General features: G+C 47.0%; 11 protein-coding genes. All 11 read right to left on the minus strand.

What is annotated here, in order from left to right:
- Positions 1–3 precede the first annotated feature (3 nt).
- On the minus strand, positions 4–1029 hold the full coding sequence (locus tag AC1DWB_RS09215; protein ID WP_477540754.1) for an ABC transporter ATP-binding protein: 1026 nt from the start codon (positions 1027–1029) through the stop codon (positions 4–6).
- Entirely contained in the window at positions 1026–1835 is an 810-nt protein-coding gene (locus AC1DWB_RS09220; RefSeq protein WP_477540755.1) for an ABC transporter permease, read from the minus strand. The genes AC1DWB_RS09215 and AC1DWB_RS09220 overlap by 4 nt, the downstream gene beginning before the upstream one ends.
- A complete protein-coding gene (locus AC1DWB_RS09225) occupies positions 1832–2680 on the minus strand; it encodes an ABC transporter permease (RefSeq protein WP_477540756.1) in 849 nt (282 codons plus the stop codon). The genes AC1DWB_RS09220 and AC1DWB_RS09225 overlap by 4 nt, the downstream gene beginning before the upstream one ends.
- A gap of 31 nt (positions 2681–2711) precedes the next feature.
- Complete coding sequence (locus tag AC1DWB_RS09230) at positions 2712–3821, minus strand: ABC transporter substrate-binding protein (protein WP_477540757.1); 1110 nt, start codon at positions 3819–3821, stop codon at positions 2712–2714.
- 665 nt (positions 3822–4486) lie between these two features.
- A complete protein-coding gene (locus AC1DWB_RS09235; protein ID WP_477540758.1) occupies positions 4487–5416 on the minus strand; it encodes an ROK family protein in 930 nt (309 codons plus the stop codon).
- Between the two features lie 14 nt (positions 5417–5430).
- Positions 5431–7182 (minus strand): class I mannose-6-phosphate isomerase, encoded by a 1752-nt coding sequence (locus AC1DWB_RS09240; RefSeq protein ID WP_477540759.1) that lies wholly within the window; start codon positions 7180–7182, stop codon positions 5431–5433.
- A 526-nt stretch (positions 7183–7708) separates the two neighbouring features.
- On the minus strand, positions 7709–8230 hold the full coding sequence (locus AC1DWB_RS09245; protein WP_477540760.1) for a hypothetical protein: 522 nt from the start codon (positions 8228–8230) through the stop codon (positions 7709–7711).
- Positions 8231–8314: 84 nt separating this feature from the next.
- Positions 8315–9805: a sensor histidine kinase gene (locus tag AC1DWB_RS09250; protein ID WP_477540761.1), complete on the minus strand. Its 1491-nt coding sequence runs from the start codon at positions 9803–9805 to the stop codon at positions 8315–8317.
- On the minus strand, positions 9795–10457 hold the full coding sequence (locus AC1DWB_RS09255; protein ID WP_477540762.1) for a response regulator transcription factor: 663 nt from the start codon (positions 10455–10457) through the stop codon (positions 9795–9797). The genes AC1DWB_RS09250 and AC1DWB_RS09255 overlap by 11 nt, the downstream gene beginning before the upstream one ends.
- 189 nt (positions 10458–10646) lie before the next feature.
- Positions 10647–12425 carry a sensor histidine kinase gene (locus tag AC1DWB_RS09260; protein ID WP_477540763.1) on the minus strand — a complete coding sequence of 593 codons (1779 nt, stop codon included), beginning with the start codon at positions 12423–12425 and terminating at the stop codon, positions 10647–10649.
- The coding region (locus AC1DWB_RS09265) for a winged helix-turn-helix domain-containing protein (protein ID WP_477540768.1) at positions 12425–12589 on the minus strand (165 nt) is incomplete at its 5' end. The genes AC1DWB_RS09260 and AC1DWB_RS09265, both read right to left, overlap by 1 nt.

Raw genomic sequence — 12589 nt, forward strand, 5'->3', positions numbered from 1 at the left:
CCTCTATTCCAATAAAGTACAAGCTTCTTCCGGAATTCGCACGCTAATGAACAATCCTTCGTCCAAAGCGCCTTTGTGCGGAACATTCAGTTCGTCGATCGTTAGAGTCACATCCTGAGACTGAACCTGGTAACGGCGCACATTGCCGCGAACGGTCGTGCTCTGAATGACCCCTTCCAGCCATAATCCGCGGTTCCGCAGTTCGGACTGCGCTTCTCCGTTCGGATAAAGCTCCATCACTTCCGGACGGACCGCATACGTTCCGGGCTTCACCGAATGTCCCGTCAACCGGAACAGTTCCCTATCTGTCCATACATTATAGCTGCCGATGAAACGGGCTACAAATTCGTTCTTCGGAGAGGCGTAAATTTGCTCCGGTTTGCCTTGCTGGACGATCTCGCCGCCATTCATTACAAAAATGCGGTCCGAGATCGTCATCGCTTCCTCTTGGTCATGTGTAACGAAAATCATCGTCATCTTCAAATCCCGCTGAATGCTGCGAAGGTCGCTTTGCAAGCTTTTTCTGATTTTGGCATCCAGCGCGCTTAACGGTTCGTCCAGAAGAAGGATGTCCGGTTCGGTGACAAGCGCTCTGGCGAGGGCGACGCGCTGCTGCTGGCCGCCGGAAAGCTGGTGCGGATAAGCCGACTCTTTGCCGGACAAGTGCACCAGTTCGACCGCTTGCTTCACCTTAGAGGCAATCTGTTCGCGCGCTAGCTTTTGCATTTTCAGCCCGAAGGCGATGTTGTCGAAGACCGTCATATTCGGAAACAGGGCGTAGGATTGAAATACCATGCCCACATTCCGGCGCTGCGGAGGCAGCTGGGAAATATCTTTCTCGTTTACGCGAATCGTCCCGCCGTCCAGTGTTTCGAGTCCGGCTATGCAGCGCAGCAGCGTGCTTTTGCCGCAGCCGCTCGGCCCGAGCAGGGTGACGAGCTCCCCTTTTTCGACGCTCAGGGATACCTGCTGCAGAACAGCGGTTTTCGCGAATCGCTTCAACGCCTGATCGATTTGTACGTAGCTCATGCCTCATTCTCCTTGATTTCTACTTTGTTCCGGAAACGTGTGCCCAGCCTCAGCATCAGCCAGGAAATGAACAACACGATCAGGAAGTATGCTATCACGATGGCACTCGATATATGGCCGTTTTCATTCAACCGCCGCATCAAATAAATTTGAATCGTTTCATAATGCCCGCCAATGAGAAAATTGGCCATCACAAACTCGCCGATCAAGATCGAAAACGATAACAGGGCCGAAATCATAATTCCGTTTGCGATGTTTGGCGCAATGACAAGCAAAAATGCCTTGATTTTGCTTGCCCCGAGTATTTCGGCCGCTTCCATAAGCTTTCTCGCGTCAATGGAGCGCAGGCTGTTTCGGATGCCTTGATACATATAAGGAATAACGAGCACGTAATACGCGCCTACCAGAATCCAGATCGTCCCCGACAACACGATGGGGCCGCTCGAGTACACTTTGATCAATCCAACGGCGGCTACTACGCCCGGAACGGCGAAAGGAATCATCGTAATGATTTGAAGCAAACGCTCAAGCTTCGGCACATACATGAAAACGACGAATACGGTCAGCGACATGGTCGTCACGCTCGCGGCAAGGGCGATGAGCGATACCGTCATCGTTCGCCCGACGGCCGACAGGAAGCGCGAATCCGTAAACAGATCCTTGTACCAGTCAAGCGTATAGGAGACCGGGAGAACCGTATGGCTCCAATCTTTAGCGATCGAGTACATGAACGTAGCCGCTAAAGGCAGCACAAGATAAACGATCGTAGCGAAAACGACAAGATACGAAATCCATTTTTTGTTCATGGCAAATCTCTCCTGAACCGCCGCATCAGGCGTTCGTTACACCACATGGCCCCGACCATCAGCAGTCCCAAAATGACGGCCAGCGCGCTTCCGAGCTGCGGCTGGGCGGCTACGTCTCCGGCTACCAAGGCGCCGATGCGGATCGTCAACAAGTTGTAGTTGCTTCCGACGAGTGCATAAGCCGTTGCGTAAGTTCCCATCGCGTTAGCGATCAAGATGCTGAATGTTCCGGCCACGCTTGGCAATAGTACAGGTATTCCGACATACCGCCAAAATTGAAACGACGACGCCCCGAGCAAAGCGGCGGATTCGCGCCAGTTCTTATGAATGCCCGAGTAGGCCGGGTAGAGCAGCAAAATGGCCAAAGGAATTTGGAAGTAAACGTAAACGGCCACAAGACCGCTCCAGCTGTACAAGTTGAACGACTCCGACACATTCCATCCCCATTCTTTGAACAGAAGTGTAAAAAGTCCGCTGTTACCAAGTAAAATAATATAGGCAAACGCAAGCGGCACACCGGAAAAGTTGGAAGTCAGATTGGAAAACGTAATCATGAACGTTTGAATCTTTTGGGGCATTCGCGTAATGGAATACGACGCCGCCAGAGCGATGACCATACCGATGACACTGGAATATAACGAAATGAGCAAGCTGTTGACTATGCCTTTTGAATAATAAGGACTGGTCAAAGCGGTTATATACTGCTCGAACGTATAGGTCCTGCCGTCGTCGGCAAGGAAGCTGTCATGGATCATGGCAATCAACGGCAGCATCAAAAATCCGGCGACGAGCAGGGCAAACGGAAGCAGCGTAACGACGACAAACAGCGTTACCTTGCGATTCATTCGGATTTATCCTTTCATAAAGCCATGTAAGCTAGTTGATGTGAATCAACACTTGTTCCTGCCACAGCTTCGGCAATTTTTTGGATGTCTCTCCCCAAGCGTTGTAGTCCTTGATCGGCCTTGCATTTTTGTACTGCTCAGCAGGAATCAGCTTCTTGGCGACATCCTCCGGCAACTTCACGTTTTCCCGGATCGGTCGGGCGTAGCCTTTGGCCAGATTGATCTGTCCTTCATCGCTCAAAATAAAATCGCGCGTAACCTTGGCCGCATTCGGATGTGGTGCGTACTTGTTAATAATGGTGCTATACCCGCTGACGACGCTGCCTTCCTGCAAAATGCTGACTTCAAAACGGTTCGGATCGATCTGGTCGCGGTAGCCCAAAGCGTTAAAATCCCAAAGCAACGCAACAGCTACCTCTCCCTTTTCCAAAACTCCGGTGTTGATTTCGAAGGAAGCCAATCTGCGCTGCTTGGCCAATTTCGCAAAAAAGTCCAAGCCGGGCTGAATGTTGCTTTCGTCTCCTCCGTGCGCGATTGCCGACGCCAATACGGCCATTTGTGCCTGCGTTCCTTTGGCTACATCCGTAATCGAAACTTTGTAATCCCCTTTAAGCAGGTCGTCCCAAGTTTTAGGTGGATTTTTCACCTGCTTCTTATCGGTAATTACCGCGATTGTACCTTGATACGCCACCATCCAGTGCCCGTCTTTGTCTTTTGCCCAGTCCGGGATATCGTTCCAGTTGGACGGCTTGTAAGGCATCGTTACGCCTTTATCCTTCGCAATCGGTCCGAACGAAATCCCTACATCCCCGATGTCGGCCGTCGGATTTTTCTTTTCTGCTTCGAATTTGGCGATTTCCTCCGCGCTCGATAAATCGGTATCCGTGTGGGATAATCCGTATTTCGTTGCGATATCGCTCCAAGTTCCCTTCCAGTTGGCCCAATTATCGGGCATTCCAACACTGACGACCTTCCCTTCTTTTTTGGCTTGCGCTTCCATCTCCTCTAGCGTCATTTCCTTCGCCGGAGCCGGGCTATTGCTTACCGCTGGTGACGATTGCTGCCCGGAGCCGCACGCCGATATTCCTAAAGTCATTACGCTGATTGCCAGAGCTGCTTTCCATGAGAGATGTTTTTTCACGATATTCTCCTCCATATTTTGGTCTTTTGTGTGTATATGTTGTTTTAAGGTACATTTTTATTATGCAATCGCAATGTTAACCACATATCAACTGCATGTGAATAGTTTGTAAAGATGAGGTGATTGTTTTCATCGGTTTGCAAAAAGACATTAAGAAAAACCCGACTTACGGCCAGGTCCTTGGTGGTTGTGTTCAGTTTGGTGTGTGGGGAGGAAGTGAACAGGAGGTTCCACCCGCTGTTGAAAACGATTCCTTTGATTGAAATGTTGTCGTGGTTAGGAATCGGTTTCAAAGGCGGACGCTTCGCTTCTCCACTCTCCTGCTCACTCCCTTTTTGTCTACTTTCCGTTAACTCATCCAGCCTACCGTTTCTGACTCCCTCCCAGCCAAGATAACCGAACCCCTTACTCCCAGGTCATCAGTTGAAAAAGGACTGCCTGAGGCGGCAGCCCTTATTTTTGCCAAACTCGTTCCATCAATCCGTTTATCAACTGTGTTGGTGTTATGAACTTCACATCCTTCGCCACCAGGATGCCAAGAACGACGTTTCAAATCGTCCAGCAAGACGAGGATAACCGCTTCCTTACTTGGAGTATTTAGGCAATTTCACACCGCAAATCTCCTTGTAAGTGGATAATAGATATTATTCCGATTTTCAGGAAAATCATGTATCACCAATGAAATCATATATTCCTATAAACGTACTGAAGAGCGTATTCCGGCTTACCCTAACATTCGTTTGGAAATCCATCCTGATCAATTCTTCGCAAAAAGCAGGCACAAACAAACTTCCGCTCTTGGAAATTTGACCGCCGATCACGATGGTGTCCGGCGCAAAAGCCCGGAGCGACGGGGTAACAATAGCGGCCATTCGTCTGCCGAACTCCTCAAACAGCCGAACCGAGGTCCGATCCCCTGACTTGGCTAAATTCGATAAATCATGAACGTCTCGACCCTCGAGTTCCAAGCCCATCTCTCCAGCTAATTGCAGAATCCCTCGTCTTGAGATCCAATCATCCGCAAGTTTGCCCTGATAGGGAATGTTGTACAGCCATCCTTGCTCCGGAACACCATCGCCACGCTTGACTAAACGTCCGTTCTCCAAGAAACAAGAACCCAGGCCGGTACCAATCGTAAGGCACACGGCTCTTTCGGAACCGCGCGCTTCGCCATAGCCGGCTTCACCGAGTCCGAATAACGCGGCGTCGTTCTCGAACCGAATTCCGAACGATGGGGCGAGCCGAGCTGCCAGTTCCCCGTTTGATCGAATGGCTTCCTCCAATCGTTTCCCAACGGAAAGACCGTACAGGGATTCAAATTTGCCCAATCCCCGGATGCCGCTGACCCCGTTCTCGTAATCGAAAGGACCGGGAAACGCCATGCCGAGTCCTCCGACCGGCAATTGTTCCCGACCTGCCTTCACGACCATATCAACGGCAATTGCCGCGAAATGCGCGATAATCTCCTCAGCGCTTCGATCTGCATGCGATTCGTAATGAGAGACCGTCGATTCGACGATTGATCCGCCGATAACCGCCGCAGCCTTGATCTGCGTTCCTCCGACGTCGAAGGCTAGTATGATGGCCCGATTCATGTCATCCGCTCCCCCTAAGCTCTTACATAAGCTTTGATGATGCCGATCGTCTTGCCTTGACTCGGACCGCTTGGCCGTATCCAATATGCGTTTACCGAAGCCGGTACGATGAACGTCTCCGCATATCGGACGACAAACGGCTCGAACTCTTCTGTCGGACTTTCGATAGTAGCTTCTTCGCCTTCGACCAGGTTCAGCATCTGAACGCTGCCGTTCGCTTCGTGCAATAGCCGCTCCGAAAACCAGTAACGACGGGTTTCAATAAACTGGAGCTCGTGCAGTCCCGTGCGCTMTTCCTTCCAGCCCTCCCCTTCCGCAACGGCCTCCACGCGGTCCACGCATTCGGAGGATATCCATTCGGTCGTCCGGTTCCATTGAATGACCTTGCTTCCATGCTCCAAGTGAACCGGACGCGGCTTTCCGTCGAGGCCGAGACGATCCCAGTCCCATAGCTTGAACGTGAAAATGTAAGGTGTAGCGCTAATTTCCAGTACCATGCAGCCCGATGCCGAGCAGTGCACCGTTCCGGCGGGAATGAGGAAATGGTCGTGCTTCGCCGCGGGATACACGTTAACATATTGCTCTGCGGGGAACGTGAAGCCCCCATCCTGCGCCTTACGCAAATCCGCCATCATCGCATCCGGATCAACATTGTCCTTTAGCCCCAGATACACTACCGCCCCCGGTTCGGCGTCGAGAATATAATAGCTTTCGTCTTGCGTATACGCCATACCGAACGTATCACGGATATATTCGGTCGTAGGATGAACTTGCAAGCTGAGGTTTTGCCCCCCGATCGTATCCAGAAAGTCGAACCGGATCGGGAATTCCGCACCGAAGCGCGAATAAACTTTCTCACCTATCAGCTTGACCGATTCGAAAAAGACAAGATTGATAGCAGGCAGTTCTACTCTGATCTCACCGTATTGAAAATAGAGGCTATTTTCCTCCGGAACCCCGTCGAAACCCCAAGCATACGGATGGTCCCRCTTGGGCAGGTCTATATTCGCTTCCAGCCATGTTCCGCCCCATACGCCAGGATCGAAATAGGGAACGAGTCGGAACGGCTGGCTTGCCGTTTGGGCGAATCCGGCGAACAGCGCTTGCTGGGTGATCATCTTCGGCTCATCTTTAACATTCGTGTCCAAATAATAATCGATTCGGTCGAATAACGATTTTTTCAGCCGGTCCGCCATTCGCCATTCGAAGAAGAACCCTCGCTTATAGAGGCGCAAAATATCGTTCTCAACATGATTCATCCGCCAGTTGCCGACCTCCTTCGCCCGATAGCGTTGTTGGATCTCCCAGCGGRCCAAGTCCGCATAGACGAGAATGTCGCCCTGGACGATCAGCGAAGCGCCGAACCCGATCACGACCGTAATCTCGTCCTCCGCCGTTCCCAAACGACGCCGCATCTCTTCGATTTTGCTTGAATCGTAAAATTCATCGATCACGAACGGCGCCATGTAACCGAATACCCGATCGTCCGTTATGTAGCGTTCGACTATACGGTCAACCTCGGACGGCTCCAAAGCTGCGTCTTCCGAATGGATCACCATTGCCGGCAGGAGCGAAGCGGTCAAGCCTGCCACAATCTCCTCCTGCCTGACACCCGGGTAACATTCCACGACGACGATTGCCTTCTGCCGTCCTTTTTTCTCAAGAGCTTCTTTTATCATCGAACCGATAGCCTCATAACCCGCCCAAACCTCGTTGTCCCAATGTCGTATCCGAATAAACGGATCTTTGTTGTATAATCTGCGCATTCGCTCCCAGGGCTCCTTTATGTCTTTTTTTATCATACACAATCATAATATATCATATATTAACATATATGAACACATTCTGTTCATTTAATCGGTATGTTCGGATAAGTCCGCGACCGTTCTTTCATAAATGATCAATAACGAAAAAAAGTCCGATCCTTGATCGACACTGTGTCGCATGTTTTAGTAACAACATGCTTCCACAACGGTTAATACCAATCAATACCGAACACCTTCTCCGTAGTCTGCGAATTTCACTCGCTATAGTATTGCAACCGACCAGCTTTACCTATGTCTACTGCAAAAGAAAAAAGCAGACCAAAACCGGCAATGCCGTCTTGGTCTGCTTATACTGTTATGTCTTACCCTGCGTCAGATCTTAATCATTGCGTGCGTGTCCGATCGTTATATTATTCTTCTCTCTCCCGCTCTCGGTGCGGAATCGTCTCCCTGCTGGCGCTCCTCTTCGCTAGCAGCCGGCACATTTGCCGCCGATTCCTCCCGCCAAAACTTGCCACACTCTTCTTTATTTTTGTTCGGCAAGAACTGCCGATGCGCTCAGAGCCTTGGCATCTTTAAATTTCTCTTGAATCTGTGCGACGATTTTCTCGGTCGAATCTTTTAGCGATATCGTCAACTTTTCTTGCCCCGATTCGGAAGCATAGATTACAACCGCTGTCTGATTTCCTGTTTTTGCTGCATTGTCCTTCAACTGATCAATGATTTGCGTGAGAACTTCACTCGGAGGAAGGCTTCCCGCAAACCCAATCGAGTTTTCGGCCGCTACTCCCGGCTCCAATTTTGCAGACGCACTTCCCTCGCTTTTCCCGGCTGAATTGCTCTTTTCCTGTTTTTGTTCGGCGGCAATTGCCGATGCGCTCGACTCCACAACACCTTTAGAGTTATCGACGACTGTTCCCGGAGTCAATTTTGCGGACGCCTCTGTTTTAGTGGCGCTCCCCAGAGAATTGGTGGCAGCATATGCGCTTAATGGGACGAGTGCGACTGCCAATACGGTTGCTCCTAACCAAACCATTTTCTTCTTCATCTTGAATTCCTCCATTTTTGTATTAAGGAAAATAAGTTTTTGATTTTGCTGATCTTATTTTCCTTTGACTACAATGTAACAGCGCTAAATGGAGTTGATATGCAGTTCATGTGAAGTCTGCGTGTATTTATCAGGAATGTCGGCGCTAAACAAAACGCCTTGCTCTGTGTTTTTCATCGAGAAATCGATCGATAGCGCTTCGAGTACCATTTTAACGATATACAAACCTAATCCGCTGCCTCCGGTATTCCGGTTTCTCGATTTTTCCAGCCGGTAAAAGGGCTCGAATATTTTTTCGATTTGTTCTTCCGGAATATGAGCGCCGGTGTTCAAAACGCGAAAATTCAACGCTCCGTGACCCGTCCTTTTTAATTGAACGATCACTTGTTCAGACGGATTCGAGTAAACAATCGCATTATGAAGCACATTGATGAACGCTTTTTCAATAAGATTCGGATCCGAATGAATAAATAGATCGGCTTCGATTTCACCTAAAACCCGAATATTCTTCTCGATTGCAAAATAGTCGAGTTTTTTGATCATAACGCCGATCCATGCAGATAGGTTTATTTTATCCAGTTTCGGAGAAATGATCTGGTGTTCAAATTTGGCCATGCGAAGAATTTCTTGTACCAAAGATTCCATGTCTTCCATGATCTTGTAAGACCTTTTCAAATACGTGTTCCGATCCTTATAGATCCCTATTTCCTGAATCATCCCGTCAAGCTGCCCCTTGACAGCGGTAATCGGCGACTTCAGCTCATGGGAGATGATACCGAACAGCTCCCGGCGTTTGGTCTCCAATTCCCGTTCCTTTTCAATGTCGCTTTTCAATTTCATATTCGCCGCTTGCAAGTCCTGCATCGTACGCTGCAATTTTGCCGACATTTCATTTAGACTGGCAGACAATTCGCCAATTTCATCCGTTGACTTGTGGTCGATTTTGATCGCGAAGTCCAGATTCGACATCTTTTTGGCAGCCCGATTAATCGCAAGCAGCGGTTTGGATAGGATTCTTGAGTAAACATAAGCCCCGCTTACCGAAACTATGATAATAAAAAGGCCAATATAGGGAATCAGCATGAGCAATACTTGCGAAGCTTCATTAATCGGCTGCAACGTTGCATTCACCCTGATAGTTAATTCCTTATCCTTAAAAACAATCGGTGCCGTAATGACATATCCTTGCGGAAAATGATCCGGAATAGACTCGCCAACCGATGCTGAATCGCCAGAACCATTGACAACAGTGGCAGAACCATACGAAACACTCATAACGGGATAAACGATTTGCCCATTATCATCGATTAAGACCGGGGAAGCGTTCATTTTTAGCGCAAATTGATCGATGCGCGACTTCCCGTCCTGAAAAGATAGACCGCGAGCGTCAGCTACCAATTCCTTGACTCCGGCATCCAATTGCGTCTTTTTCACATTTTCGTAGAACATCGGCAGAAAAAAATACAGCGTAGAATAAATAATCGCCGCAGATAGAAATAAAAGCAGCGAGGTTACGGCAAAGATTTTAAATGTTATGCTTCTCCGAACAGCCCGTATTTGCAGTTTATTGATCAACCTTGTAACCCACCCCTTTAACCGTTTTGATGTACGGAACATTCAATTTTTTTCTTATATTTTTAATGTGGGTATCGATAATGCGCGTATCCCCGTAGTAATCATAGCCCCAGAGCTTGTCCATCAGGTTTTCCCTGGTCACAAGCTTCCCTTTGTTTTCGAGCAGCGTCTGAACGATTTCGAATTCTTTGGTGGTCAGCGCCACCTCGTCCGCATTCACGTATGCTTTATATCGGTCGCAATCAAGCTCAAGCTCATGAAACTTGAGGACGTTCTGATTCTCTTTGGAATAGCTTCTCCTCAGAACCGCTTCGACTCTTTTAATAAATATATGAAAAGAAAACGGTTTGGTTATATAATCGTCAATGCCAAGTTCAAACCCCTTTACTTGATCCTGTTCTTCTTCGAGAGCGGTCAGCATGATGATCGGAACATTCGATTTGCTTCGTATCATTTGGGATACCTGATAGCCGTCCATATTCGGCATCATGATGTCTAAAATAACCAAATCAATTTCCAGCCGGTTAAACTGTTGGATCCCTTCCAAACCGTCAGAGGCAACATGTACAATATGATCTTGAGCTAGTAAAAACTCCTTGATTACTTCCTGTATATCTTGGTCATCTTCCACAACCAGTATTCGATGCGGCATGCTCTTCCCCCCTCCTATGAAATTATAGTAAGGCAATCTGGAGTTTATATGAAGTGGTAGATTCTCCGGCTGATTGTGTACGGAAGAATGCCCTCTGAAAGTCGGGATTGATACGTGATGTGCGACAAGAAGCTTTCGACCTTCTCCGTCTCTTTCTCCACGATGACGTCGTTGGGGGCAGGGCGGTCTTTACATTTCCATGTTGACTGCATGCAAATCAAAATAAAATTCGACTCCACCCTTTTGCGTGTTAACGCCATAGTTGCTGTGGTGAAGGTCCAAAATTTGTTTTACGATCGCCAGACCCAGGCCAGTCCCGCCAAATTCTTTGCTTCTTGATTTTTCTATTCTGTAAAAAGGATCCCAAATACGTTCGATATCTTCATCTGAAATATAAGCATTTTCGTTTTTTATTTTGAACGTATAGGTGTTTGCCAGGGCGTTATAGGTGATGTTGATATATATATGGCTTTGCTGCGGCGTATATTTAATGGCATTCGTAAATAAATTCGTAATCACTTGCTCGACTCTTCTCGCATCCCCTTTTACATAGGCTTCATCATCGATTTCAAAATGAACCTTCAACGCTTTTTCATCAGCCACCGCTTTGAATAGGTCATATACCTTCAAAAACGAATGCCATAGATCGAATGTACTCTCTGTGAGATGAAAGGTAGGGGACTCCAGTTTAGAGATATCAAGCATTTCTTGTATCATGTCTGTCATGCGATCGACTTCTTGTAGAATAATATCATAATATTTCGGTGCATTGTCCGTATATACGCCGCTCTTGATCCCTTTGACATAACCATTGATTACGGTTAACGGCGTTTTCAACTCGTGAGAAATGTTGGCAACGAACTCTTTTTCTTTTGCTTTCAATTTCATCTGCATATCATAATCTTGTGCTAATTTTACATTTGCATGAACTAAGTCCGTAATTTTCTGTTCCAGGTTTGTTGAAATTTTGTTAAGAGCCACACCCATTTGACCCAATTCGTCATTGGACTTGACGATATATTTACTACTGAAATTTTGATTGGCGATCTGATTGGCAATGGCGCTCATTTTGATCAATGGCTTGGATAAAGTTTTAGAATAGACAAAAGCTATAATTGTTACGATGATCATTGTAAAAACAAATAAAATAATATAGTACTGGTTCAAATTGCCGATCACCTCGTTTACAGATTGTAGCGGGGTAACGGCCAGTACGATCAGATCAGTTCCTTCGATATTCTCGATGAGCATCAAATTATTTATACCCGTTTGTGTATCCCGAACTGTATAGATCTGTTTGGGTATCGGTTGTTTCGGCTTTTTGTTGAAAAAGTCAACCATTTCCTTGATGAGGACAGTCTTTTGCGCAGAGAAGGAATTATTTTCGGTGTGAGTGGAAATAATGCTGCCTTCAATAGTGATGGGCTTAGGCTCCATGATGCCCTGCTCTTGACTAAATCTGAGTGTTAATGCGAAGGGTGGGGTGAGTTTAGATTGAATAACTTGATTACCGACCCTGATTGTATTTGGGATAACTAAGGATTTCATATCATCTACAAGAAATCCCTCGATGGATACGTTATCTTCGTTCATTCTGATATTCTCTTTGAGAATATCATCATAAATAATTTTATACTCTTGATTTTTTTTCGTCCTGATCACAAAATACGAGTAATTATTGTTCAAAGACGATCCGTAGAGATGCTGCATGTTGAGATCGGTAACTGTTACGATGGTGTTGTTCTTCTCTGATAGTTGAGCGATATATTGATCGATAGAATCAATCTTTTCATGATTATTAATTTTAGATTGGATTTCATTTGCAATATTTTTCAGGTTTTGCTTTTTTGTATGAACATAGAACGGTTCTAAATATATCGATTGAAAGACAGTTTGAATCATAAATATCGCGGCAAACAGGACGACATGAAATAAAAAAAGCTTATAGGCAATCCTTCTATTTCGCATTACTCCACCTCGAATTTATATCCTAAACCAAATAAGGTTTTGATCAGATAGGCTTTATGCTGCAAGTTTTTTCTTAGTTTTTTGATTTGCGCGTCAACCACTCTGGTGTTTCCGAAATAATCGTAACCCCATACTTCATTCAGGATTTGATCCCTGGATAAGAC

It is taken from the genome of Paenibacillus sp. P4_E11, assembly GCF_056401635.1.